This window comes from Collimonas sp. GW821-FHT07E08 (genome assembly GCF_059418905.1).
This window is the reverse complement of the sequence record NZ_JBWKQR010000008.1, coordinates 178366-204555: the sequence shown is the minus strand read 5'-3', so window position 1 is coordinate 204555 and position 26190 is coordinate 178366. Positions and strand designations below refer to the sequence as shown.

The following is a 26190-nucleotide window of genomic DNA, read 5'->3' as shown; positions in this document are numbered from 1 at the left end:
CGGGGCGGCTCCGGCCGCCTCGCAGTACTGTCAGATCTTCAGCAAAGTCGGCGCCCGCTGCTGCAGGATATCTTCCATGCGCACCTGGATCGCCTGCTTCATCTCTGGATGCGTCAGGATATAAAAGCGCTCCGCAGCGATCGCATCAAATACCTCATCAGCCACCTGCGTCACCGCGATCCCGTTCTGCACCGCGTTCAATACCGACATGCCGACCTTGGCCGCCACTGCATCGCTCGGACCGCTGTCGCCGCCGTTTTCGCGGTTGCGCTCCGAATGCCCGATGCCGGTCTTGACCCAGCCCGGACACAGCACCGAAACCTTGATGCTTGACTGACGCAGCGTCAGGTCGTGATGCAAACCCTCCGACAGCGTCACCACGGCATGCTTGCTGGCGTTATAGCTGGCCAGGCTGGGCTGCGAAGTCAGGCCGGCCATGGAAGCCGTGTTGACGATATGGCCGTCCTCGCCGTTCTTCAGCATGCGCGGGACAAAGGCGCGCAAGGCATGGCTGACGCCATAAAAATTGACGCCCATGACCCAGTCCCAATCCTTCTGGGTAGTTTCCCAGGCCGGCTTGGCCACCGCGACGCCGGCGTTATTCACCAGCAAATGCACGTTGCCGAATCTGGCGAATGCCTGGTCCGCCAGGGCATTTACCTGCTCTTCCCTGGCGACGTCGGTAGGCACGCCTATCACTTCCGCGCCCATGGCTTTGAACCCGGCTACGGTGGTTTCCAGCTTGGCGGCGTTGATGTCGGCCAGCACCAGCTTCATTCCCTCGGCCGCGGCCCGCGCGGCGATTCCCTTGCCTATGCCTTCCGCAGCGCCGGTAATGACGGCGACCTTGCCTTGCAGATTCTTCATATGGTTTCCTGTCGGTTCCGTATCAATTGAGCAGATAGCCGCCGTCGACGTTCAGGCAGACCCCGGTGGTATAGCTGGCCGCGGGCGACACCAGGTACAGCACGGCGCCCGCCATCTCCGCCGGCTGGGCGACACGGTTCATCGGGATATGCTGCAGCGCCTGTTGCAGGATCGCCGGGTTGTCGATCAGGGCGGCGGCAAACTTGGTTTCGGTGAAACCCGGCAGCAAGGCGTTGACGCGCACGCCGCTGGCGGCGCACTCCTTGGCGAACGACTTGGTCATAGAAATCACCGCCGCCTTGGTGATCGAATAGATGCCCTGGAACACGCCGGGCGTGACGCCGTTGACCGAGGCGACATTGACGATCGCGCCGCCGCCGTTCTGCGCCATCAGCTTGGCGCCGTAGGACGACATGAAAAAATAGCCGCGGATATTGACGTCGACGGTTTTCTGGAAAGCGCCCACATCGGTTTCGGTGATCGGTCCGAAATGCGGATTGGCGGCAGCGTTGTTCACCAGGATATCGAGCCGCCCGTGCTTGCTGGAAATGGCCTGGAACAGCGTTTCGATCTGCGCCATTTCACCGATGTGGCAAGCGATGGTTTCGGCCGAGCCGCCCGCCGCCTTGATTTCCGCCACGACTTTCTCGCATGCATCCGCCTTGCGGCTGGACACGATCACGTGCGCACCCTGCTGCGCCAGGAGCTTGGCGATGGCCTCGCCGATGCCCCGGCTGGCGCCGGTCACCAGCGCAATCTTGTCCTTCAAGTCGAAAATGGTTGTGCTGCTCATATTATTTACTCCGTTTAATTGGATAACTTAGCGATAACTCACCAAGGCCGGGTCGCGCGCACTGACGAGATGCGAAAAATTATTCAGGTAGCTCAGGCTGACACGCTCCGGGCCGTCGCGCCCCGAGCGGTACAACAGCTTGGTCACGCCGGTATTGACCAGCGACCAGTTCAAATCGAAAATCTGCCGGTCCGGGATCGCCAGCAACTGCTGGCAGATCACGCTGATCGGACCGCCGGAAGTAAACACCCAGGCCGTCTGTCCCTTGCCGAGCTGCGCCAGGAGACGCGCCAGGGCGGCGTTGCAGCGTTCCTTGAACAGCGGCCACGGTTCGCTGTATTCGGCGTCATGTTCGCCGCTGGTCCAGCGCGCCACCGCGTTCACGAACACCCTCTGGAAGGCGCGTTCGGGATGCTCTTGCTGCTCCAGGTAGGCAGAAAACAGGCTGTCGGCAAAACGCGGCATGAAGCGCAGCAGGATTTGCTTGTGATCGAACTCATCGAAGCCCGGATCCTCCAGCACCTGCAGCTCAGGCCGCGCAGCGTTCGGCGACATGGCCGCCAGGCAGGCCGCGCTGCTCTGCAGCTGCCGGCGGTGGCTGCCGGTCACCAGCAAGGGAATTTCCTGGCCGGTCTGGGCCAGCCACTTTCCTAACAAGGCGGACTGCCGCAAACCCAGTTCCGACAGCTGGTCGTAGTCGGCGGCGCCGAAACTGGCCTGGCCATGGCGCACCAGATAGATAGAGCCCATCTTAAGCGCACTCCAATGACGTGTTCTCGGTCATATGTTCGATTGCGCAATCAGGTTCTTGCATCGCTGCTCCAGGTAATTGGTGACGTGGACAAAGAAGGCGAATTGCGGATTCTTGGTTTGCCCGTGATGGAATCGATAGTAGATTTGCTGCACGATCACGGCCAGGCGGAACAGTCCGTAGATTTCGTAGAAATCGAAATGGTCGGTGCGGTAGCCGGTTTTTTCACCGTAATAGGCGATTACTTCCTTGCGCGTCAGCATGCCCGGCAGGTGCGTCGGCTGGCGCCGCATCTGCTTGAACTGCGGTTCGTCGTCGGCCTGCACCCAGTAGGCCAGGGTATTGCCGAGATCCATCAGCGGATCGCCGAGGGTCGCCATTTCCCAGTCCAGGACGCCGATCACATGCAGCGGGTTGTCTGGCGAATTGTCAGCATTAAGTACTACGTTGTCGAAGCGGAAGTCGTTGTGGATCAGGCAGGTAGCCACATCGGCGGCCGGCATCTTGTCGTTGAGCCAGCGCATCACCGCTTCGAAATCGACGGCGTCGTCGGTGCGCGCCTTGCGGTAACGCTCGCTCCAGCCGCTGATCTGGCGCTGCACGTAACCCTCGCCCTTGCCCAGGTGCGCCAGGCCGGCGGCCTGGTAGTCGACCTGGTGCAAGGCGATCATCTTGTCGATGACATTGAGGCATAGCTGGCGCGTGCCGGCTTCGCTCAGCACCAGGCCCGCAGGCAGCTTGTCGCGCAGGATGATGCCGCGCAGCCGCTCCATTACATAAAAATCGCTGTCCATCACCGCCCGGTCCTGGCAGGTCGCAAACACCTTTGGCACGTATGGGTAGACGGGCTTCAGTTCGGCCATGATATTGGCTTCGCGCAGCATGTCGTGCGCCGACTTGGCCTTGGCGCCGAACGGCGGCCGGCGCAGGATCAATTCGCGGTCGGGATAACTCAGCAGGTAAGTCAGGTTCGAGGCGCCGCCCGGGAACTGGCTCACGGCCGGCGTGCCTTGCAGGCTGCCGTCGACGCCTTTCAGGAAGGCGGCGATCTTTGCCACATCCAGTTCCTCGCCGCTGCGCACCGCGCCGGCCTGGTCGATCAGCGTCATGCCGGCTCTCCTTGCACAACTGCCTTGGCGGCCTGGGCTTTCAGTTCCAGCTTGGCGATCAGGGCGCGGTGCACTTCGTCCGGCCCGTCCGCCAGGCGCAGCACCCGGGCGTAGGCAAACAAGGCTGTCAGCGGCAAGTCGTCGCAGACGCCGGCGCCGCCGTGGATCTGGATCGCCTGGTCGATCACCAGCTGCGCCACGCTGGGCGCCACTACCTTGATTTGCGAGATTTCGCTCATCGCTGCCTTGGCGCCGACCGTATCCATCATCCATGCCGCTTTCAGGGTAAGCAACCGCGATTGTTCGATCGCCATGCGGGCATTGGCGATGATGTCGGCATTGCCGCCGAGATCGGCCAGCGGCTTGCCAAAAGCGCTGCGCGTCAAAGCCCGTCTGCACAGCATTTCCAGCGCCACTTCGGCCGCACCCAGCGCCCGCATGCAGTGATGGATCCGGCCCGGTCCCAGGCGGCCCTGGGCGATTTCAAAACCGCGCCCCGGTCCGGCGATGATGTTGGCCAGCGGCACACGCACATTGGTGAAACTGACCTCGCCATGGCCGTAAGGTTCATCCAGGGCGCCAAATACCGGCAGCATGCGTTCGATCTTCACGCCGGGCGTCGCCATCGGCACGATCACCATCGAATGGCGTGCATGCTTGGGGCCGTCCGGGTAGGTCAGTCCCATGAAGATCACGAACCTGCAGTTGGGATGGCCAATGCCGGTGCTCCACCATTTGCGGCCGTTGAGCAGCACTTCGCCGCCCTCGACAATCGCGGTGGCGCGCATGTTGGTGGCGTCGCTGGAGGCAACGTCCGGTTCGGTCATGCAGAACGCCGAGCGGCAGTCGCCAGCCAGCAGCGGCTTGAGCCACTGCTCCTGCTGCGCCGGCGAACCGTACTTGGCCAGCACTTCCATGTTGCCGGTATCGGGCGCGTTGCAGTTGAACACTTCCGGCGCGATGAACGAACGGCCCATGATTTCCGCCAGCGGCGCGTAATCGGTATTGCTCAGTCCCGCGCCGAACTCTTCATCCGGCAGGAACAGGTTCCATAGGCCCGCCTCCTTGGCCTTGGCTTTCAGGGCCAGCATCACCGGCGGTACATTCCACGGCAGCGGGCCGCGCTTGAGCTGGCTGAAATAGTCGGCTTCGGCCGGCAGCACGTGCTCGTTCACGAATGCATTGAGCCGCTCCATATATTGGCGGGCTCGGGGGGAGTAGGCGAAATCCATGGCATTCCTCAACTGAGTATTTGATCCAGGAAGTTTGCCGCAACCGCTATAATTCATCAAATGAATGATTTATATAGAGAATAATTAATTTCATGCATATCAGCCGGATCGACCTGAACCTGTTCGTGGTGCTCGACACCATCTACGCGGAAGGCAATATCACCCGGGCGGCAAAGGCGCTCAGCCTGACCCAGCCGGCCGTCAGCCACGCCCTGGCGCGTTTGCGCGAGCTGCTGGGCGATCCCTTGTTTATCCGCCAAGGCAGCAAGATGCTGCCGACGCCGATGACGCGTTCGCTGATCGGCCCGGTGCGGCAAGCGCTGCAAACGCTGGAAGTCAGCGTCAAGCACGGCAACCAGTTCGATCCCGCCACCAGCCGGCGCAGCTTCAACCTGGGCCTGCCGGGGGTACTGGAGGCGCGGCTGCTGCCGCCGCTGATGCAGCTGCTGCAGACCCAGGCGCCCATGGTGGAAATCAATTCGGTGCGGGTGGAACGGCGGCAGCTGGAATCGGAGCTGGCGGCCGGCACGCTGGACATCGCGGTCGACGTCCTCCTGCAGCGCCCCGGAGAAATCCGCAGCGCTTCGCTGTCGCGCGATACGCTGGTGGTGGTGGCGCGCCAGGACCATCCGGCGCTGGACGATGGGCTGGACCTGGAAACCTACCTGGCGCAAACCCACATCCTGGTTTCCTCGCGCCGCACCGGCCCCGGCGTCGAGGATGTGGAGCTGGCGCGCATCGGGCGCCAGCGCCACGTCGGCCTGCGCTGCCAGCACTATTACGCCGCCTGCCAGGTGGTCAGCACGTCCGACCTGCTGACCACCATGCCGCAACACTACGCGCACATTGCCAACATCAACCTGCCGAACAAAATCCACCCGCTGCCGCTGCCTACGCCGCCGCTGGATGTGTACCTGTACTGGCATGAAAATGCCGAACTCGATCCGGCCAACCGCTGGCTGCGTGGGGTGCTGGAATTATTGTTTCCCCGCTCGGATTGACCGCAGCGGGAGGGAGAGACGGAGACCCTGATTCAGGTTTTTTTTGCCGGATGCGCCGTTTGCCACTTCTTGACGCAGAACTCGATGTATTCGCCTATGCGGTTCTGTTCCTCCTCCGGTATGGCAAGGAAGGAATCGACGCTGATGCTGAAAGGCCACTGGCCGGAAGCCTGGGCCACGATCTTCGGGCTGCCTACTCCGGTGGCGAGCCAGAATATGTCGACGCCCAGGAATTTTGCGGCGAGCGCCGAATTTTCCGCCGTGAGCGCCTTGGTTTTGCCGGCAATCACCTGCCCGATCGCCTGCACGCTGACGCCGATGCCGTCCGCGAGCTCTTGCCTGTCTTTTTGGGCTATGTGCAAAGCTTCTGCGAGTCGCGCCCCATAATTATTCACCATCGGTAAAGAATACTTTCAATCATTTAAAGCATGGTTGCAATGTGCACTAAAGAATGCTTTAATTGGCGTGTAAAAACCGACAATGATTCTGGCTGCATGAATCCACTCACCGCCTATTTTTCCCTCGAAAACAAGGTCGCCCTGGTCACCGGCGCGGCAGGCGGCATCGCTCTGCACATCGCCTGCGCGCTGTCGGCTGCTGGTGCACATTTGGCGATTCTAGATGACCGGGAGCAGGAAGGACGCATCATTGCCGGGCTGCTCGGCGCTAAAAAGGACAAGGTCCGGTACTGGCAAGTCGATGTCAGCGACAACGACGCGGTGCAGCGGGTGATGGCGGCGGTCGAAGCGCACTTCGGCCGCATCGACATCCTGGTCAACAGCGCCGGCGTGGATGCCGATGACCGGTCCATGCAGGCTAACGTCAACGGCAGCATCCTGTGCAGCAAGCACGTGGCGCCCGCGATGGAACGCGCGGGCGGCGGCTCCATCGTCAACGTGCTGGCGCTGCGCGCCCTGGACGGCGCACAGCAGGAAGCCGCCGACCACGCGGCGAAAACGGCGCTGCGGATGGGCAACATGAATGCGATGCGCTACGCGATGCAGAATATCCGTGTCAATTCCATCCATCCGGGCGTAGTGCGGCCGCCCGCGCTGGCTGCCGCCAGGCGCAAGCAGAACGACCTGACCCAGATGCTGGCAGACCGCGCCGAGTTGCAGATGCTGACGGGCCGTGGTTCCGCTGCTGACGTGGCGGCGGCGATCTTGTATCTGGCGTCGGATGCAAGTCGTTTTGTTACGGGTAGTGAGTTGGTGATTGATGCGGGACCGGTCCGTTACTAGCAGCGGGGTGTTGCCGTTGCTTTTGACGTTGCCGTTGAAGTTGTTTTTGAAGTTGCCGTTGCTTTTGAGTTCCGCATTGGGACATTGCCTTTTCTTTGCTTACTTTCTTTTGGCCGGGCCGCGTAAGGCGAAGCAAAAGAAAGTGAGTAGCTGCCGGGCTACCCCCGGCTAGCATCCACGGAGTAGAAAACGTTTTAGGTAACGACGAACGAAGGTCATCGAATGCCACCGCACGCACTCCGTAGCCCGTTAATTAGGGTCAGAGTAATTTTCGCAAAAAACGCGAAAAAAAACTCTGACCCTAATTAACTGCTTCAGAAGTAGGTTAGACCTAGCGCTGCCTTGACTTCGTCGGCGGTTTTTGCCGCTACTTCGCGCGCCTTGGCGGTACCGTCCTTCAAGATTTGCATGACGTGGGCCTTGTCCTTGGCCAGTTCCTCGCGACGGGCGCGGATCGGCGCCAGCAAGTCTTGCAGGCAGGCTTCAAGGCGCGCCTTGACCAGGCTGTCGCCCAAGCCGCCACGCACGTAGTGCGCCTTCATCTCGGCCAAACCAGCCTGGTCAGGATCGAAGGCATCCAGGTACAGGAACGCGACATTGCCTTCCAGGTGGCCAGGATCCTGCACCCGCAAGTGCAGCGGATCGGTATACACCTGCTTGACCGCAGCGCGGATCTCGTCGGCGGTGGCGCCCAGGTTGATGGTATTGCCCAGCGACTTGCTCATCTTGGCCTTGCCGTCGATGCCAGGCAAGCGCCCGATCTCCGGCACCAGGGCCTTCGCTTCCACCAGCACATCGCGCCCCGCGGTACGGTTGAAACGCCGCACGATCTCGTTGGTTTGTTCGATCATCGGGATCTGGTCCTCCCCCACCGGCACCAGCGCCGCCTTGAACGCCGTGATGTCAGCCGCCTGGCTGGCCGGATAAGTCAGGAATCCCGCCGGGATATCGCGCTCGAACCCGCGCAGGCGGATTTCTTCCTTGACCGTAGGATTGCGCTCCAGCCGCGCCACCGTCACCAGGTTCAGGTAATAGAAGGTCAGCTCCGCCAGTTCCGGAATCTGCGATTGGATCAGGATCGTCGACAAGGCCGGATCGATGCCGACCGCCAGGTAGTCCAGCGCGACTTCGACCACATTGCGGTGCACCTTGCCGGTGTCGTCCATATTGTCGGTCAGCGCCTGGGCATCGGCCAGCATGATGAATTGGCGGTAAGTGTGCTGGTAAGCGATGCGGTTACGCAAGCTGCCGACAAAATGGCCCAGGTGCAAAGGGCCGGTCGGACGGTCGCCGGTCAGAATCACGGCAGAACCCGGGGCCGTCGTCGGCAAACTCGTTGGCAAACTCATTGAAAATCCTTTAGCGGTATCCTGGAAACCCCGTATTGTGCCACTACTGGCGCCGCTGGCGCGCGCCAAAAGAAAAAGCCGCCGGCAATTTCTCGCCGGCGGCCCTTAAGTTGCAGCGAAAGCTAGTTTCAGGCCTTTTGCTCGACCTGCTCAATCCCCGCCAGTATCCAGCCGCCCTGTCCTGCGGTCGGCTTGGACAGGTTCCAGACCTCCGAAAACGGCGCGGCGAAAGCTGCATCGTCTTCCTTGATCATGCCGGAGAATTTCACGCTGGCCAGGTATTCGGCGTCGGTCGTCTCGATTCCCAGCAGTTCGGCATCCAGCGTCACGACGTCGGTGTGGTTATCCGATGCGCCGCGTTCCTGCAGTTGCATGCGCAGCTCGGCAAACATCTCCGGCGCGGTGAATTCACGGATATCGTTGCTGTCGCCCTTGTCCCATGCGGCTTGCAGGCGCAGGAAATAAGTCTTGGAATGACGCAGGAAACCGGCGGTATCGAAATCGGCCGGCACGCCCCAGGCAGCGGACCCCATGGCGCCGGCGCCCGTCGCCGCCGCTGCAGGCGCGGCGTCAAACACCGTGCGCTGCATCGGCTGGTCGAGGCGCGAAGCGATTTCCGGCGTGAAGCTGGAAGGCGCGGCAGCGGCATACGCGGGACGCATGCCATTGCCGCCGGCTGCGCCATTGCCCATCTTGCGGCGCACCAGCTTGTAGATGAACATGGCGGCGAATGCGAACAAGGCGATCATGATGATATTGCTGATCATGCCCGCCATGGCGCCGCCCAGGCCCATGCTCGACAGCAAGGCGCCCAGGCCCAGGCCTAGCAGCGCGCCGCCCAGCATGCCTTTCCACATGCTGGGTTTGGCGGCAGCAGCGGCGGCCGGGGCAGCTGCTGCGGCCGGCTTGGCGGCGTTGCTGGCCTGGTTCTGCGCCGGCGCGGCCTGGCGATTCATGCTTTGCGATTTCTTGCCGAAAGAACCGCCGCCGCCCATGCGCTTGGCTTCAACGGTTGACATGCCGGCTGACAACGTCATTGCGACGACGATCAGCGCCACGAATAATTTCTTCATACTTTCTCCTGAGATTTGATGCCATCACGGCCATACGGACCGCTAAGTTTTAAGACTTCGCAGCCATGCCATGGCGTTGTACCGGCCCGGAATTAAGGCAAGGCGCTAGAGGCGCACGGCCTGCCGGTCAATGTCATGGATGGCTGGAATCGCCGGGCGATAACCCGGCAGACAGGAAGGCGCCGGCCGCCAGATGCAATCGCAAGGGCGGCGTAAAGGCGCTTAAGCTCTGGGTGGAGGTCCGGCCGGGGGCAGGAACGGAGGCTGGAGCGCCTTGTCGTTGCTCAGCGCAGGCGTCGAAACGATAGCCGCGGCGGCAAATACAAGGGGAAAAGCAGGGACAGTTTCATCGCCAAGATCGACATGCATTTCGATGTCGTCGACCGCGATATCTTCTGGATCGCAATCGCCGCCAGCCGTGCAGGCCGCCGCATCTTGCAAGACTTCCTGCTGGACTGCCAATGCCGCTACCGCCGCTGCATTTGCCTGGGATTCGGACATGCCTGCAAAAACTTGCATAGGCAGCAGAAACATCAGCAAAAGAATCAGTAAGCGTTGCATCGAAGTAGGAAAGCAGGTCCTGGCCAGGTTGGGTGGCGTTGATTATACCAAACCGCGGCAATGTTACGCCGACCTTGCTGGGAAGAATGAAACGCCATAGACTGTAAGTGCCCTTCCATCCACCGTACGGAAAACACCCCCATCATGCGCATCCTGCTTGCCGAAGACGACAGTGTCCTAGCCGATGGACTGACGCGCTCGCTGCGCCAGTCGGGTTATGCCACCGACTGCGTGATGAACGGCGTGGAAGCCGATTCGGCCTTGTCGACCCAGGATTTCGACCTGCTGATCCTGGACCTGGGCTTGCCCAAGATGACCGGCCTGGAAGTGCTGCGCCGCCTGCGCGCCAGGAATTCGCGGCTGCCGGTGCTGATCCTGACCGCTGCCGACTCCCTGGAACAGCGGGTCAAGGGCCTGGACCTGGGCGCCGATGACTACATGGCCAAGCCGTTTGAGCTGTCAGAGCTGGAAGCGCGGGTGCGCGCCTTGACCCGGCGCGGCGCCGGCGGCGGCCCTACTGTCATCAAGCACGGTCCGCTGAGCTACGACCAGGTCGGACGGATCGCCTATATCAATGAACAGATGCTGGACCTGTCGGCGCGCGAACTGGGCCTGCTGGAAGTGTTGCTGCAACGCACCGGCCGCCTGGTCTCCAAGGAACAGCTGGTCGACCACCTGTGCGAATGGGGCGAAGAAGTCAGCAACAACGCCATCGAAGTGTATGTACATCGCCTGCGCAAGAAAATCGAAGTCGGCGGCGTGCGGATTGCGACGGTGCGCGGCCTCGGTTATTGCCTGGAAAAGATCAGCGAACCGCAAGCCGGTTCCGCGATTTCCGCGGCCCCTCCGGCCCCGCTCTCTCCGGTCGACACTTCCAGCCGCCGCTGACGCTTGCCTCCCATGCGCGACGCTCAATCCCTGGCTGCGCAGCCAAGCCCGGCCACCCCGGCCGCACAAACCGAAGAACGCGTGCAGCGCTCGCTGTTTGGCGAAATCCTGGACTGGATGCTGGTGCCGCTGCTGCTGCTGTGGCCGATCAGTATCGCGATCACTTATGTGGTAGCGAAGTCGATCGCCAATCAGCCCTTCGACCAGGCGCTGGACGACAGCGTCACGGTGCTGTCGCAGCAGGTGAGCGAAGTCAACGGCAAGGTCGTCACGCGCCTGACCACGCCCTCCCGCGATTTCCTGCGCGCCGACGATGTCGACAATGTGTATTACCTGATCACCGGCCCGCACGGCGAATATATCGACGGCGACCGCGACATGCACGTGCCGGCCGCGGAAGACGAACCCGCGCATCCGGGCAAGGTGAAGTTCTGGGACAGCTCCCTGCATGGCAGCGATGTGCGGATTGCCTATACCTATGTCGACCTGCGCAGCGCGGTCGACGCCGGCCGCGCCGCCGACAAGCAGGAGCGGCCGCGGGTAGCGCTGGTGCAGGTCGGCGAAACGCTGGAAAAACGCGCCCGGCTGGCCAATGAAATCATCAAGGGCGTGATCTTGCCGCAATTCCTGATCCTGCCGATTGCATTGGCGCTGATCTGGTTTGCCCTGTCGCGCGGCCTCTCGCCCCTGTCTGAACTGCAGCAGCGGATCCGGGCCCGCCGTCCGGACGACCTGAGCCCGATCGATTCGGGCCAGGTGCCGGAGGAAATCTCGCCGCTGGTGCGCTCGCTCAACGACATGCTGTCGCGCCTGTCGCTGTCGATCCAGACCCAGAAGCGCTTCATCGCCGACGCCGCGCACCAGATGAAAACGCCGCTGGCCGGCATGCGCATGCAATCCGAACTGGCGTTGCGTCAGACCAGCCAGCATGACATCCATCGCTCGCTGGAGCAGCTGGCGAAGAGTTCGGAATCGGCGACCCGGCTGGTCAACCAGCTGCTGTCGCTGGCGCGGGCGGAAAACCAGTCGCAGGAAAGCGCGCCGTTTGTCGAAGCCGACCTGTCCGAATTCGCGCGCGCCGTGGTGCAGGACTGGGTCGAAGCCTCGTTCAGCCAGCGCATCGATTTCGGTTTCGAACAGGCCGACCGGCCGCTGCCGGTATTGTGCAATCCGCTCATGCTGCGCGAACTGCTGGGCAACCTGATCGACAATGCATTGCATTACACGCCGGTCGAAGGCCGGGTTACCGTCCGTGTGCGCGATGACGCCGCGGCAGGATTGGCAATCCTGGAAGTCGAAGATACCGGCCCGGGCATCCCGCCGGCCGAACGCGACCATGTGTTCCAGCGCTTTTACCGCATCCTCGACAGCGGCCGCGGCGGCAGCGGCCTGGGACTGGCGATCGTGCGCGAAATCGCGCAGCAGCATGACGCCCAGGTGACGATTTCCTATAATCCGCGCAGCAGCGAACCGGAATTGCCGGGCAGCCTGTTCCGCGTCGCATTCCGCTTGCTGGAAAAACCCGCGCTCGACATCAATTCCGACTTCCATTACCGCCCCTAACCAGTTACCGGACCAGACATGCGCATGCCGAAAACCCGTCCACATACTCCCCCCAGCCATTGGCAAAGCACCAGGCGGCTGACGCTGGGCCTGCTGCTGGCCTGGTTTATGCTGACCTTCGGCGTCATCTTCTTTGCACGTGAATTGTCCGGCATGCGCTGGTTCGGCTGGCCGCTGTCGTTTTACATGGCGGCGCAAGGACTGGCCCTGGCCTACCTGCTGATTGTCGCGGTGTACACCTGGCAAATGCGGAAAATAGACCGCCGCCAGCCGGACCGCGAGCAGCAATGAAGGACAGCTCTTTTTTCCGGCGCCTGGTCCGCTACTACGCCTGGTACACCGGCGGCTTCATCCTGTTGCTGGTGGTGCTGGCGATACTCGAACAAGAAGGCTTGCCGCGCAGCTGGATCGGCTACCTGTTCATGTTCGCCACCATCGTCCTGTACGCCGGCATCGGCATCATGAGCCGCACTTCGGACGTCTCCGAATATTACGTGGCGGGGCGGCGGGTGCCTGGCCTGTTCAACGGCATGGCCACCGCCGCCGACTGGATTTCGGCCGCCACTTTCATCAGCCTGGCCGGCGGCCTCTACCTGCAAGGCTTCGACGGCCTGGCTTATATCATCGGCTGGACCGGCGGCTACTGCCTGGTAGCCGTGCTGATCGCGCCGTATCTGCGCAAGTTCGGCCAGTACACGATCCCGGATTTCCTGGCGGCGCGCTACCGCGGCCGCACCAGCGGCAATCCGGTGCGGATACTGGCGGTGGCCGCCACGGTGGTGATTTCCTTCATTTACGTGGTGGCGCAAATTTATGGCGTCGGCCTGATCACCTCGCGCTTTACCGGCGTCGATTTTTCGGTCGGCATTTTCCTGGGCCTGGCCAGCATCCTGGTCTGCTCATTCCTGGGCGGCATGCGGGCGATCACCTGGACCCAGGTAGCGCAATACATCATCATCCTGTTTGCCTACCTGATTCCGGTGGTCTGGCTGTCGATGGAACATACGCACAGCCCGGTGGCGCAGGTTTCCTACGGCTCGGTGCTGGCGCAGATCAGCAGCATCGAGAAAAAGCTTGACGTCGATCCGAAAGAAATCGAAGTGCGGGCGATCTTCAAGGCCAATGCCGACGACTACGACGCACGCCTGCGCGACCTGCCGAAATCCTGGGAACAGGGCCGGATCGAAGCGCAGCAGCACCTGGAACTGCTGAAACGCAACAACAGCTCCCTGATCGAGATCCGCGCCGCCAACCGCGCCTTGAACAGCTATCCGAAAACGCCCGAGGAAGCCGAACGCAAATGGCAGCAGGACAAGGCCGGCAACCTGGCGCGCGCCGAACCGCCGCTGCCGCAGGCAACGCCGTTTCCCGGCGCCAACCGCGAGGCATCCGATATCAGGCGCAACAATTTCCTGGCGCTGGTGTTTTGCCTGATGATGGGCACCGCATCGCTGCCCCATATCCTGATGCGCTACTACACCACGCCGTCGGTGCAGGAATCGCGCAAGTCGGTGTTCTGGACGCTGTTTTTCATCTTGCTGATCTATCTCACCGTGCCGGCGCTGGCGGTGCTGGTGAAATACTATATCTACACCTCGCTGGTCGGCTCCGACTATGCGCACCTGCCGGAATGGGTCTCGTACTGGGCCAATATCGACAAGAGCAATCCGCTGGTCAGCATTACCGATTTCAACCATGACGGCCTGGTGCAATTGTCGGAGATCACCCTGGACGGCGACATGATCATGCTGGCGACGCCGGAGATCGCCGGCCTGCCCTATTTTGTTTCCGGGCTGGTGGCGGCCGGCGGGCTGGCGGCGGCATTGTCGACCGCGGACGGCTTGCTGCTGACGATTTCCAACGCCTTGTCGCACGATGTCTATTACAAGATGATCGACCCGCACGCTTCCACCGCCAAGCGCGTCACGGTGTCCAAGCTGCTGTTGCTGGTGGTGGCGCTGCTGGCGGCCTATACCGCTTCGCTGAAGCCGGGCGACATCCTGTCGATGGTGGGCGCCGCATTTTCACTGGCGGCTTCGACCCTGTTCCCGGTGCTGGCATTGGGGGTGTTCTGGAAACGCGGCAACCAGCAAGGCGCGATCGCGGCCATCGTGGTCGGCTTCGGCACGTGCATCTACTACATGCTGCATACCTATCCGGCGCTGGGCGGCTCGGCCGCCGGCCAGTGGTTCCACATCGCGCCGATGGCGGCCGGCATCTTCGGCGTGCCGGCCGGCTTGCTGGCGCTGGTCGCGGTCAGCCTGCTGACGCCGCCGCCAGACCCGCGCGCAATGAAGCTGGTAGATCAAATCCGCGCGCCTTCTTAGGACTGTTGAAGTTGCTTGAGGCGTTGCCAAATCCGGCGTGTGCCAGCCGGGTTCAGGGTTTGCCGCCAAAGGGCTCCGACAGAATACCTACAAGGCTGTTCACGCCAGTGACGTAATTTCCCAATCGCATATTCTCATTGGCGCTGTGCTGATTGTTATCGGCATTGACCAGCGGCACGATCACGAAAGGAACTTTCAGAGCATCGACTAGCGCGCCAGTCGGAACAGTGCCTCCCATCATTCTGATCTGCACCGGTTCCTTGCCGTAGGTCTTGGTCAAAGAGCGGCGCAGCCAATTACTGATTGGCGCATGCAGATCGGTACGAACGGCGCTGCTGGAAGCCGATGCCGACTCGAACTCAAGCGACGCCAGTTTAGGATAACGGGCGCGATCCGCATCGCTCGGTTCGCCATTGACCAGGTGAAAACCCTGCTTCTCCGCAAATCCCTTGAGTAAAGCTGCCAAGGCCGCCGGCTCGGTTTCAGGTACGGTGCGCAGATCCAGTTCGGCGACGGCCATCGCCGGCACGACAGTGCGGGCCTTCTCGCCGACATCTCCAGATTGCATGCCACGCACATTGAGCGACGGATATTGCATCGCTTCCTGATAATTCTGTCCGACCTTATCTGCCACCGCAATCCCGAGGCGCCGGCGCAGCGCCGCTTCGTCGTCCGGCACTGCGCGCATGACACGCAATGAATCGGCGTCCAGCTTGACGCTATCGTAATAACCGGGAACCGTAACCCGGCCCTCGTCATCTTTCATCGATGCCAGCAAACGCGCCATCAATTGCGCCGGGTTGGCGGCATAGTTGCCGTAGTGTCCGCTATGGCTATCTTGCTTCGGGCCATAAACCTTCAAAGTGCCGACAACGATTCCGCGATTGCCGAATACCAATGTCGGCTGATTGCTGGGGTGCATCGGACCGTCCAGCACGACCAGCATATCTGACTTCAACACATCCTGATTCCGCTTGATGACGCTGCCCAATGACGGCGATCCTTTTTCTTCTTCCGCGTCAAGAATGACCTTGAGGTTGATCGCCGGCGCCTTGCCGCCGGCTTTGAGTGCGTCGATCGCAGCCAGCAACATCATGATCGGCGCCTTGTCATCCGCTGAAGCCCTGGCGAACAAACGCCACTCTGGATCGACATCCTTGGCGAACAGCTTGTCCAGCGGCATGGCTTCCCACTGGCCTGCTGCATTGCGCTGCTTCAATACCGGCGTCCACGGGCTTTTCTGCTGCCATTCAGAAGGATTGACCGGCTGTCCATCCATGTGTCCATAAAACAGCACCGTGGGAAGACCGGGACCGCTCTTTGGAAACTCTGCAAACAGCAGCGGCTTGCCGTTATTGGGCAATTGCCTGGTATGGAAACCACGCCGCTGAAAAGCCTGTTCAAACCAGGCGGCATTGCGCTGGATATCGGCGGCTACCGCAGAGTCGTTGGGAATTGCCAGCACCTCGGCCCATTCCTTGAAACTTGCTTGTGCAGCATCCTGCACTTGTGGTGCGATCGGCGGTTCAGCCGCATAAAGAGACGGCGTCGAAAATATGGCCATGGCACAGGCGGCCGACTGGCAGTGCTGGAAGAATGTTTTCATATGTTTTTTTCAGGTGCGATCAAATGAGGTCAGGGTATGCATCGGTCAAACCGCGAATCCGAAGCCTGGCGCTTCATGGGCCGGCATGACGGTGACGGCGACATCCATGGTTTGCTGGCCGCCGCCGATCAGCACGCCGCGCAAGGGCGAAATGTCGAGAAAATCGCGGCCCCAGCCGAGCGTGATATGGCTGGTGTCGGGGAAGATGCCGTTGGTCGGATCGGCATCTATCCAGCTGCTGGCTTGTCCATTGAATCCCGGGCAATACACCGACACCCAGGCATGCGACGCATCGGCGCCGATCAGGCGCGGCTGTCCGGGCGGCGGTTCGGTCAGCAGGTAGCCGCTGACATAGCGCGCCGCCAGGCCGAGGGAGCGCAGGCAGGACAGCATGAAGTGGGCAAAATCCTGGCATACGCCGCGCCGGGTAGCGAATACCTCGGTGACCGGGGTAGAAACGGTGGTAGCCAGCGGGTCGAAGGTGAATTCCTGGAAAATCCGCGTCATCAAGGCATCGATCCCGGCCAGCAAAGGCAGCCCGGGCGTGAACGACTCGGCTGCATACGCCAGGAATTCACGCTTGATCCGCACATGCGCCGACTCAAACAGGTAGCGTGTGGCTTCCAGGTCGTCAGGCAATAAAAACTGGCCGGCCTGGTATGACAGCGCGGCGCGCGCCTGCTCCCAGGACGGCGTGGCCGGCGGCAGCTGGCGCGGCGTCAGCGTGACCCAGGATTCGGCCACGGCGCGCAGGTCGGTATGGTCGTTTTCCAGCGAAAACGATTGCAGCGGATTGCCGAAGCTGTCCAGGAACATGCGCAGGTTTTGCGGCTCCGGCATGATGCTGATGCCGTGCGAAGTGCAGGTTTGCCACGGCAGGGAACGCGGCGTCAGGCGCAGCATCTGGTGCGACAGGCGCACGGCTTGCGAATACGCGTAGTGGGTATCGTGGCGGATGTGATAGGTATGCTCGCTCATCATGACACTCCCTGGCTGACCGGCGCATTCAAGGGCGTAAAGAAATGCCGCGCCAGCTCGTCGGACAGCGAAAAGGCGCCGCCGATGGCGTCGCGCATCAATTGCACCAGGCGCGCATGGGCGTCGGCCACGAACAAGGAATCGTGGCCAAGGTCCTGCAATTCGAATTCGCGCAGCAAGGCCGACAGATGCGCCGGCGTGTCCATGTTCAGGGTGCCGAGCTGTTCCCCGATATCGCTTAAATAGCGCTCCAGCATATGGAACTGGAATGCGATGCCGTGCGGGTTGCTGACGTCGAATATCAGCAGGTGCAGCACCGGCAGCCATTCCGGCGCGCGCCGGTAGCGTACGCGGTAGGTGACCACGCTGTTGGCCGACTCCAGCAGCCACGGCAGCGTCCGGTTCTGGCGCTCCGCCGGCAGCAGCAGGAACTGGCTGAACAGGGCCGCCAGGTGCGTCATGCGTTCTATATGCCGGCCCAGCATCAGGAAATGCCAGCCTTCGTCGCGCGTCATGTCGTCCAGCGCGTGGCCGGCCAGGCCGACGCAAGCCTGGATGACATTGTTGAGCATGTACAGCGCGGCGGCGGGCGTCACGCCGCCGGGGCCGCTGCTGTCGGTCGTCAGGCCTGGCATGCGGTTGAGCGCCTGCCAGTTATCCAGCGATAGATGCTCGCGCACCTGGTAGCCGCAATGATGCAGGTGGCGCAGGTTGCCGGCAATGCCGACGCCGGCGGTGGGATCGGCGATGGCGGCAATCAGCGCCTGCTGCAGGGCGGCGACAGTCGGCCGCGCCGTCGCTGATGCGGCCGGCATGGCAATCCCGAGCCCGCGGCAGATTTCGCACAGCTGGTAGAAGGTTTCACGGGCTTCGCCCTGCAGGTCGGTGCTGCGTTGCAGGGTGGCGCGCAGCAGATGCGCCAGGTTGTCGCAGCGCTCGGCGTAACGCCCCATCCAGAACAGGTTTTCGCCGGCGTGCGATGAAATGTCGACCGTGCTGCGGATGAAATCCAGCGTGCGCTGCCGGCCGTCGCCATCCTCCAGCGGCGCCACCGCCGGCGCAACCGCATCGCCCGCATCGGCGCGCACCGGGCTCAGCACCCAGACATCCTTGCTGGCGCCGCCCTGCTGCATCGACACCACGTCCTTGCGCTGGCGCGGCGCGACCCGCGTCAAGCCGCCCGGCATCACATGGTAGCTGCCGTCGGCGGCGGCGACCACGAATACCCGCAGGCTGACCGCACGGCTCATCAAACGGTATTCGCCGCTGCGCGACAATACCGGCGCCTGCGACAGGCGCACCCATTCCTGCGCCACATAAGCATGCGGCTGTGCCAGCAGGCTCTCCACCAGGCGCTGGCGCGATTGCGCATTCAGGCTATGGCCATAGACCGGCTGCATGCGCATCGACGGGAACGCCGGCATGATCACCAGCTGCTCCAGGTTGGCCAAGGTGTAATCGAGCGCCGGTTTTTCGCCGCACCACCAGGATGCCACCGCCGGCAGCGCCAGCGGCTGGCCCAGCAAACGCTGGCAGATGGCCGGCAGGAAACCATGCAAGGCGCCTGACTCCAGCACGCCGCTGCCGAGCGAATTGGCGATCAGCACATTGCCGAGGCGCGCCGCCTGCACCAGCCCGGGAATGCCGAGCGCGGAATCGGCGCGCAATTCGAGCGGATCGCAATAATCGTCGTCCAGCCGCCGCAGGATCGCATGGACGCGCCGCAAGCCGCTCAGGGTCTTGAGATACACCATGTCGCCGCGCACCATCAGGTCGGCTCCTTCGACCAGCGGGAAACCCAGGGTATGCGCCAGGAACGCGTGTTCGGAATAGGTTTCGTTATACGGCCCCGGCGTCAGCAGCACCACCAGCGGCGTTTCGCCGGCGGCCGGCGCCAGTGCGTTCAGGCTGTCGTGCAGGGTATGGAAAAACTTCAGCAGCGATTGCACATGCATGTCGCGCACCGTCTCCGGCAATGCGCGCGACATGATCTGCCGGTTCTGCAAGGCGTAGCCGGCGCCGGACGGCCCCTGGGTGCGGTCCGACATGACCCACCAGTGGCCATCCGGCGAACGCGCCAGGTCGATCGCGTACAGGTGCAAGTGTATGCCGGCCGGCGGCTCGATGCCGCGGCAAGGCCACAGGTAGCCATGCTGGCCGAACACCAGCGCCGGCGGCAGCAGTCCTTCGGACAGCAGCGTTTGCGGGCCGTACAGGTCGGCCAGCACGGTATTGAGCAGGCGCGCACGCTGTACCACGGCAGCGGACAATATCTGCCATTCGTCGGCGGAAATGATTTGCGGCAACAGGTCCAGTTCCCAGGGCCGGTTGGCGCCCTGCGGATCGGCGTATACGTTGTAGGTCACGCCGTCGGCGGCAATCGCTTCGCGCACTTCGCGCGCGCGGCGGCGCAGGATCTCCGGCGACAACCCTTCGAGCTGGTCGATCAAGGTCCGCCAGTGCGGCCGCAGGCGGCCGCCCGCTTCAAGCATTTCGTCGTAACGATCCGCCTCTGCGGGATAACTCTCGAGTAAACGCCGGTACATAATTGATCGCTTGCATCACCTGGAACAATTTAAATGCAAACCCTGCCGACAGGGTGCCGAAAAACTGCAGCGCAAACCGGAAATAGTTGCGCTGCAGTTCCTTTGCACCGCGGCTGCCGAGCTTGATCAGAAGTGACGTAAGTCTAACGTAAATGGGAACTCGATGGATGCTATCGGTTGCGTTACCTGCATCGGTCCCGGGGTGTGGTTGAGGCGGAAATAACGCCCCAGGCGGCGGCTTTCCGCCTCGAAAGCATTGACCGGGAAGGTCTCGTAGCTGCGCCCGCCAGGGTGCACCACGTGATACTGGCACCCGCCCAGGCTGCGGCCGTTCCAGGTATCGACCAGGTCGAAGGTCAGCGGCGAGTCGATGCCGATGGTCGGATGCAGGGCCGACGGCGGCTGCCAGGCGCGGTAACGCACGCCGCTGACGAACTCGCCGACGCGTCCGGTCGGCTGCAGCGGCACCGGCACGCCGTTGCAGGTCAGCACATAACGATCCGGCGCCATGCCGTTCACCTTCACCTGCAAGCGCTCCAGCGAGGAATCGACGTAACGGGCGTTGCCGCCGGAACGGCTTTCCTCGCCCAGCACATGCCAGGGTTCCAGCGCGGTGCGCAATTCGAGCCCGATGCCGTTGATCGCAAAATCGCCGATTTTCGGGAACCTGAACTCGAAATGCGGCGCGAACCATTCCGCTTTGAGCGCGTAGCCGGCCTGCTGCATGTCGTCCATCACATCGCAGAAATCCTGCCAGATGAAGTGCGGCAGCAGGAAACGGTCGTGCAGCTCGGTGCCCCAGCGCACCAGGCGCCGCGGCTTGTACGGCGTCTTCCAGAAGCGCGCCACCAGCGCCCGCAACAGCAGCTGCTGGGTCAGGCTCATGCGTGCATGCGGCGGCATTTCAAACGCGCGCAATTCCAGCAGGCCAAGGCGACCGGTGCTGCTGTCGGGCGAATACAGCTTGTCGATGCAGAATTCGGCGCGATGGGTATTGCCGGTGACGTCGATCAGCAGGTTGCGCAGCAGCCGGTCCACCAGCCACGGTGCACATTCGCCGCCGGCCAGCTGGCGCTCCATTTCGGTAAACGCCAGTTCCAGTTCGACCACCGCATCGTTGCGCGCTTCGTCGACGCGCGGCGCCTGCGAAGTCGGGCCGATGAACATGCCGGAGAACAGGTAAGACAGCGCCGGATGGTTGTGCCAGTAGCTGATCAGGCTGCGCAGCAGGTCAGGCCGGCGCAGGAACGGCGAATCGCTGGTGGTGGCGCCGCCCAGCACCAGGTGGTTGCCGCCGCCGGTGCCGGAATGATGGCCGTCGAGCATGAATTTCTCGGTGGTGAGCCGGGTCTCGCGCGCCACGTCGTACAGGAAAGTGGTGTTGCTGACCAGTTCGCCCCAGCTGTGCATGGGCTGGATATTCACTTCGATCACGCCAGGATCGGGCGTGACGCTGAACTTGCCCAGGCGCGGATCGTGCGGCGGTTCATAACCTTCCAACAGCAACGGCTGCTCCAGGGCTTGCGCCGTCGCTTCGATCGCCGCCACCAGTTCCAGGTAATCCTCGAGCCGCGCCAGCGGCGGCATGAACAGGTACAGCACGCCCTGCCGCACTTCCGCGCACAAGGCGGTGCGGGCAATCTGGTCGGCCGATTCGAACGGCGCCGGCGCAGCTTGCGCTTCGCTGGCGAAAGCCGCGCTGTACGAGGTTGAGCTGTACGAGGTCGAGCTGTACTTGAGCGCATCCGCCGCGGTGGCCTTGCTAGTGGCGGCAGCCGGCGTCGCCAGTTGCTGGCGGATTTGTTGTGTTACCGGCAGCGGCTGGAATTCCTGGGTCGGGTCCTGCTGGTGCACAAAGGGGTAATCGGCTTTCTTGACCCATGGCTGCGAATCCAGCGGCAGGCGGTAGCCCAGGGGAGAATCGCCCGGCAGCAGGTAGCAATGTTCGCCGCGCAAATACCAGCTGCTGCTTTGCCAGCCGCGCTCATCATCGGAACGGACCAGCGGCAAAACGTAGCCGGCGACTTTGCGCAAGCCTTGCGAAAAGACCCGCGCCAGCCGCGCCCGTTCCTGCTTGTCGTCCAGCCGCGCATCGGAGGGATCGACATTGATCGCCAGGCGGCGTTCGCGCCACAGGTAGTAATAGATATCTTCATAGGCGGCGAACACATACTGCCGGTCCAGCATCAGGCGCGCTGCAACTCCCAGCAAGAAACGTTCGGCGATAGTGTCGTCGGTGGTTTGCTTCTTTGTTTCGTCGGCAATCAAGGCCGGCGTCGACCAGATCGGCTCGCCGTCGCGGCGCCAGTAGCAGTTGAGCGCCCAGCGCGGCAGCTGCTCGCCGGGATACCATTTGCCCTGGCCGAAATGCGGCAAGCCTTGTGCCGCATACTGCTGGCGCAGCCGGTGGTAGAGCTCGGCTGCCAGCGGCTTCTTGGTAGGCCCCATGGCGGCCGTGTTCCATTCCTCGCCTTCGGGATCGTCGAGCGCGACGAAAGTCGGCTCGCCGCCCATCGTCAGGCGCACGTCGAGTTCGTCCAGGTCGTCGTCGATGGCATGGCCCAGCTCTTCGATTTCCTCCCACTGCTGCTCGCTGTATGGCTTGGTGACGCGCGGCGATTCCCAGATGCGGCGCACGCTCATCGCATGCTCGAATTCGACTTCGCATGGCTCCACCATGCCGCTCACCGGCGCCGCCGACGACGGTTCCGGCGTACAGGACAGCGGGATGTGCCCTTCGCCGGCGAACAAACCGGAAGTAGGATCAAGGCCGATCCAGCCGGCGCCCGGCAGATAGACCTCGCACCAGGCGTGCAGGTCGGTGAAATCGGTTTGCGGGCCGGAAGGGCCGTCCAGCGATTTCTGGTCGGCCGTCAGCTGGATCAGGTAACCGGAGACGAAACGCGCCGCCAGCCCGAGATAGCGCAGTATCTGCACCAGCAGCCACGACGAATCGCGGCAGGAGCCGGAACCGAGGCTCAAGGTCTGCTCCGGCGTCTGCACGCCCGGCTCCATGCGGATGGTGTAGCTGATCAGTTGCGCCAGCTGCTGGTTCAGGCTGACCAGGAAATCCTCGGTGCGGATTCTTTCGCGCGGCACCTGGTCCAGGAATTTTTGCAGCAGCGGCGTCAGCGGCAGCTTCTTGCGGTACGGTTCCAGCTCGTTCTGCAGCTCAGGCGCGTAGGAAAACGGCACTTTCTCGGCATACGGCTCAAGAAAGAAATCGAAGGGGTTGAGCACGGACATTTCCGCCACCAGGTCGACCTCGATGCGGAATTCGCTGGCCTTTTCCGGAAACACCAGGCGCGCCAGGTAATTGGCTTGCGGGTCCTGCTGCCAGTTGATGAAATGCGGCTCCGGCAGTATCCGCAGCGAATAGCTGAGGATGCGGGTGCGGCAATGCGGCGCCGGCCGCAGGCGGATGATCTGCGGGCCCAGGCTGATCGGACGCTCATAACGATAGGTGGTGAGATGATTGAGTGCTACGTGAATTGACATGGATATCCTCTGCGACAATCAATAATCATTCAGTGCATGAACTTCTGCAGCTGCCACAAAACCAGAATTACTGGTACTGATATTACTGGTACTGATGATGGCTGTGGATGAAATCACGCAAGCGCGGATAGATTTCATTGTCCCAGCGGCGGCCGTTGAAGACGCCGTAGTGGCCGACGCCGGTCTGCACATGGTGCGATTTCATGTACGGCCGTATGCCGCTGCACATGTCCTGGGCCGCCACGGTCTGGCCTACTGCGCAAATGTCATCCTTTTCTCCCTCCACGGTAAACAATGCGGTACGCCGGATTGCCGCCGGCTCTATCGTACGCCCTAATGCCTGCATTTCACCAAGCGGCAATGCATGATCCTGGAACACGCTTTGCACGGTTTCCAGGTAGAACTCCGCGGCCAGGTCCGACATGGCGAAATATTCGGCGTAAAACGTCTTGATGGCGTTGGCTTTTTCGTCTTCGCCATCGACCAGGTAGTTGTACAGGTTCTGGAAAGCCTTGAGGTGACGTTCCAGGTTCATGCTCATGAATGCATTGAGCTGCAGGAAACCGGGGTAAACCTGGCGCTGGCTGCCGGCGAAACGGCCGGGCACGGTGCTCACCAGGTTTTTCTCGAACCAGTCGATCGGCTTGCTTTTGGCCAGCTGGTTGACCGCGGTCGGATTGATGCGGGTATCGATCGGCCCCGCCATCAGGGTCATGCTGGCAGGTTGCGCCGGGTGCTTGTCAGCCGCCATCAGCGACACCGCCACCAGCGCCGCCACGGTCGGCTGGCAGACTGCCACTACATGCGCGCCGGGGCCGATCTTCTCGATGAAACGGATCAGGTGGGCGACATATTCGTCGAAACCGAAACGGCCATCATTGAGGGCCACGTCGCGGGCGTTGTGCCAGTCGGTGATATACACGTCATGGTCGCGCAGCAGGGTATTTACGGTGCCGCGCAGCAAAGTGGCGAAATGCCCGGACATGGGCGCAACCAGGAGGATGCGCGGCTGCGCGGCCTTGGTTTCCTTGCGGAAATGCAACAAGGTGCAGAACGGCGTCTGGTCGGCGATTTCTTCGTGCACCGAAACCGTGCAGCCACCCTCTTCCACGCTGTCGATCCCGAATGCGGGGCGCTGATGCGTCAAGCGGGTGCATGAAAACACTTCGCAGGCGGCAGCCAGCTTGCGCAGCGCCAGACCGTCGGGCCAGCCGGGAAAACGGTAGCCCAACATCGGTGCGGCAGCGCCAGCCCATGCACGCATCGGATCGCTGAAATCCGCATAGCCCTGATATGCCTGGTAAATTTTAGTCATGGGACTACCCTGTTATTGGAATGCCGGCAAACACGCTAGGTGCAATATCCATGCCCATATCTCTGGCACGGCCTTTGCTCAGTAGACATCAAACGGTTTGCCAATCAAAAACGCTTTCGATCCAATACGGAAGAATATTGCCATGCCTAAGACCACCCTGAGCATCACCAGTAAAAACTATTCGTCGTGGTCCTTGCGCGGCTGGCTGCTGACCCGGTTCTCCGGCCTGGAATTCCAGGAGAACCTGATCTCGCCGGACGACCCGGATGCGCGCGCCGAAATCCTGCTGCTGTCGTCGTCGATCCTGGTGCCCTGCCTGTACCACGGCAACATCGTGGTGTGGGATACCCTGGCCATTGGCGAGTACCTGCACGAGATCCGGCCCAAGGCCGGGCTGCTGCCGGCGGACCGCGCCGCGCGCGCGCACTGCCGTTCGATCTGCGGCGAAATGCATTCCGGCTTCAGCGCCCTGCGTTCAGCGCTGCCGATGAACATCAAGGCGCATTTCCCCGACTTCAAGGTGTGGTCGCGCGCCGAAGCCGACATCAAGCGCATCACCACCATCTGGAAACAGTGCCTGGCGACCTATGGCGGCCCCTTCCTGTTCGGCGAGCGCTCGATGGCCGACGCCATGTATGCGCCGGTGGCGACGCGCTTTCTGACGTACGATGTAAAACTGGATTCCGTCTGCAGCGCCTACTGCAAGCGCATCATGGCGCTGCCGGAAATGCAGGAATGGATCAAGGCGGCCAAGCTGGAGCCGGACGATATCAATGAACTGGACGTGGAATTCTGAAAACGATTTCCGATGCCAAGGAAAGGATAGCTGCAATGGACACCAAGACTGAAACGGGACCCAAGACCGTGTTCTCCCATGTGCGCGAAGGCGACACCGAATTCGAATCGGGCGGCCTGCGCGATTTTTTCCTGTACCGCGACCTCGGCATCGCCGCCGCTACCGGCGGCCAGGTGGTGGCGCACCTGGTGAAGGCCAACATGGCGCCCGAAATCGGCACCGGCTGGCACCGGCATGAAGCCAATTTCCACATCGTCTACATGCTCAAAGGCTGGGCGCGCTTCATGTACGAGGACAAGGAAACGCTGGTCAAGGCCGGCGACTGCGTGCACCAGCGCCCGGGCATCGTGCATTTTTTATTCGACTACTCGGAAGACATGGAGTATCTTGAAATCGTTAGCCCGGCGGCATTCACCTCGATCGACATGCCCGCACCGTGCGCCGTCCCGGCGCCGGCGCCATGGAGCAAGGCGGGTTGAGCGGCATTTCACATGGCTGTTTTTTGCAATCCAAACATGACGGAGGACGCCACCCAGATTAAGCAAAATTTGCTAAGAGCTGTCCTGGCAATACTGAAAATAAAGCCTATTCAACAAGCAAGACCGCATGTTAGTCTTTAATTAAGACAATGCTTAATAGGCAACCAGCAGCTTGCTACGGGCACGCTTCTTGATAGCTACTTGATAGTTTCCGATC

At 62.0% G+C, this 26190-nt stretch carries 22 protein-coding genes; 8 read left to right on the top strand and 14 right to left on the bottom strand.

Annotation, left to right across the window (positions count from 1 at the left end):
* Positions 1–30 precede the first annotated feature (30 nt).
* The 5 genes from AC07RZ_RS12570 to AC07RZ_RS12550 are packed head-to-tail and all read right to left on the bottom strand — an operon-like array spanning position 31 to position 4752.
* Positions 31–867, bottom strand: a complete 837-nt coding sequence (locus AC07RZ_RS12570) for an SDR family NAD(P)-dependent oxidoreductase (RefSeq protein WP_494668137.1) — start codon at positions 865–867, stop codon at positions 31–33.
* A 22-nt stretch (positions 868–889) separates the two neighbouring features.
* Positions 890–1660, bottom strand: coding sequence for an SDR family oxidoreductase (locus tag AC07RZ_RS12565; protein WP_494668136.1), 771 nt, complete (start codon positions 1658–1660; stop codon positions 890–892).
* A 27-nt stretch (positions 1661–1687) separates the two neighbouring features.
* Complete coding sequence (locus AC07RZ_RS12560; protein WP_494668135.1) at positions 1688–2410, bottom strand: histidine phosphatase family protein; 723 nt, start codon at positions 2408–2410, stop codon at positions 1688–1690.
* 30 nt (positions 2411–2440) lie between these two features.
* A complete protein-coding gene (locus AC07RZ_RS12555; RefSeq protein ID WP_494668134.1) occupies positions 2441–3520 on the bottom strand; it encodes a phosphotransferase family protein in 1080 nt (359 codons plus the stop codon).
* Positions 3517–4752 carry an acyl-CoA dehydrogenase family protein gene (locus AC07RZ_RS12550; protein WP_494668133.1) on the bottom strand — a complete coding sequence of 412 codons (1236 nt, stop codon included), beginning with the start codon at positions 4750–4752 and terminating at the stop codon, positions 3517–3519. The genes AC07RZ_RS12555 and AC07RZ_RS12550 overlap by 4 nt, the downstream gene beginning before the upstream one ends.
* Positions 4753–4844: 92 nt before the next feature.
* Here AC07RZ_RS12550 and AC07RZ_RS12545 point away from each other — a divergent pair, with 92 nt between their 5' ends.
* Positions 4845–5753: a LysR family transcriptional regulator gene (locus AC07RZ_RS12545; RefSeq protein ID WP_494668132.1), complete on the top strand. Its 909-nt coding sequence runs from the start codon at positions 4845–4847 to the stop codon at positions 5751–5753.
* A gap of 32 nt (positions 5754–5785) precedes the next feature.
* Here AC07RZ_RS12545 and AC07RZ_RS12540 read toward each other — a convergent pair whose 3' ends face one another.
* Entirely contained in the window at positions 5786–6115 is a 330-nt protein-coding gene (locus tag AC07RZ_RS12540) for a helix-turn-helix domain-containing protein (protein ID WP_494668131.1), read from the bottom strand.
* Positions 6116–6247: 132 nt separating this feature from the next.
* On the opposite strand from AC07RZ_RS12540, the gene AC07RZ_RS12535 reads away from it, so the two are divergent.
* Positions 6248–6994 (top strand): SDR family NAD(P)-dependent oxidoreductase, encoded by a 747-nt coding sequence (locus AC07RZ_RS12535; RefSeq protein WP_494668130.1) that lies wholly within the window; start codon positions 6248–6250, stop codon positions 6992–6994.
* A 314-nt stretch (positions 6995–7308) separates the two neighbouring features.
* Here the strand turns inward: AC07RZ_RS12535 and trpS are convergent, their stop codons facing one another.
* From trpS to AC07RZ_RS12520, 3 genes are all read right to left on the bottom strand, one after another.
* Positions 7309–8343, bottom strand: coding sequence for a tryptophan--tRNA ligase (gene trpS / locus AC07RZ_RS12530; RefSeq protein ID WP_494668129.1), 1035 nt, complete (start codon positions 8341–8343; stop codon positions 7309–7311).
* Between the two features lie 128 nt (positions 8344–8471).
* Complete coding sequence (locus AC07RZ_RS12525) at positions 8472–9416, bottom strand: Tim44 domain-containing protein (protein ID WP_494668128.1); 945 nt, start codon at positions 9414–9416, stop codon at positions 8472–8474.
* Positions 9417–9638: 222 nt separating this feature from the next.
* A complete protein-coding gene (locus AC07RZ_RS12520; RefSeq protein ID WP_494668127.1) occupies positions 9639–9917 on the bottom strand; it encodes a hypothetical protein in 279 nt (92 codons plus the stop codon).
* A gap of 204 nt (positions 9918–10121) precedes the next feature.
* On the opposite strand from AC07RZ_RS12520, the gene AC07RZ_RS12515 reads away from it, so the two are divergent.
* The 4 genes from AC07RZ_RS12515 to AC07RZ_RS12500 are packed head-to-tail and all read left to right on the top strand — an operon-like array spanning position 10122 to position 14755.
* Positions 10122–10865 (top strand): response regulator, encoded by a 744-nt coding sequence (locus tag AC07RZ_RS12515; RefSeq protein ID WP_494668126.1) that lies wholly within the window; start codon positions 10122–10124, stop codon positions 10863–10865.
* 12 nt (positions 10866–10877) lie between these two features.
* Positions 10878–12428 carry a sensor histidine kinase gene (locus tag AC07RZ_RS12510; protein WP_494668125.1) on the top strand — a complete coding sequence of 517 codons (1551 nt, stop codon included), beginning with the start codon at positions 10878–10880 and terminating at the stop codon, positions 12426–12428.
* 18 nt (positions 12429–12446) lie between these two features.
* Positions 12447–12719 (top strand): DUF4212 domain-containing protein, encoded by a 273-nt coding sequence (locus AC07RZ_RS12505; protein ID WP_494668124.1) that lies wholly within the window; start codon positions 12447–12449, stop codon positions 12717–12719.
* Positions 12716–14755 (top strand): sodium:solute symporter family protein, encoded by a 2040-nt coding sequence (locus AC07RZ_RS12500; protein WP_494668123.1) that lies wholly within the window; start codon positions 12716–12718, stop codon positions 14753–14755. Before AC07RZ_RS12505 ends, AC07RZ_RS12500 begins: the two co-directional genes overlap by 4 nt.
* Positions 14756–14807: 52 nt before the next feature.
* Here the strand turns inward: AC07RZ_RS12500 and AC07RZ_RS12495 are convergent, their stop codons facing one another.
* The 5 genes from AC07RZ_RS12495 to AC07RZ_RS12475 form a co-directional block, all read right to left on the bottom strand.
* Positions 14808–16319: a M20/M25/M40 family metallo-hydrolase gene (locus AC07RZ_RS12495; RefSeq protein WP_494668174.1), complete on the bottom strand. Its 1512-nt coding sequence runs from the start codon at positions 16317–16319 to the stop codon at positions 14808–14810.
* 87 nt (positions 16320–16406) lie between these two features.
* Complete coding sequence (locus AC07RZ_RS12490) at positions 16407–17342, bottom strand: transglutaminase family protein (RefSeq protein WP_494668122.1); 936 nt, start codon at positions 17340–17342, stop codon at positions 16407–16409.
* Positions 17339–19885 (bottom strand): circularly permuted type 2 ATP-grasp protein, encoded by a 2547-nt coding sequence (locus AC07RZ_RS12485; protein ID WP_494668121.1) that lies wholly within the window; start codon positions 19883–19885, stop codon positions 17339–17341. Before AC07RZ_RS12485 ends, AC07RZ_RS12490 begins: the two co-directional genes overlap by 4 nt.
* 126 nt (positions 19886–20011) lie before the next feature.
* Positions 20012–23383, bottom strand: coding sequence for a transglutaminase family protein (locus tag AC07RZ_RS12480; RefSeq protein ID WP_494668120.1), 3372 nt, complete (start codon positions 23381–23383; stop codon positions 20012–20014).
* A gap of 82 nt (positions 23384–23465) precedes the next feature.
* Positions 23466–24698 (bottom strand): polyhydroxyalkanoate depolymerase, encoded by a 1233-nt coding sequence (locus tag AC07RZ_RS12475; protein ID WP_494668119.1) that lies wholly within the window; start codon positions 24696–24698, stop codon positions 23466–23468.
* Positions 24699–24840: 142 nt separating this feature from the next.
* Here AC07RZ_RS12475 and AC07RZ_RS12470 point away from each other — a divergent pair, with 142 nt between their 5' ends.
* Positions 24841–25494: a glutathione S-transferase family protein gene (locus AC07RZ_RS12470; protein ID WP_092396895.1), complete on the top strand. Its 654-nt coding sequence runs from the start codon at positions 24841–24843 to the stop codon at positions 25492–25494.
* 35 nt (positions 25495–25529) lie between these two features.
* A complete protein-coding gene (locus AC07RZ_RS12465; RefSeq protein WP_144739334.1) occupies positions 25530–25973 on the top strand; it encodes a cupin domain-containing protein in 444 nt (147 codons plus the stop codon).
* Positions 25974–26190: the final 217 nt, after the last annotated feature.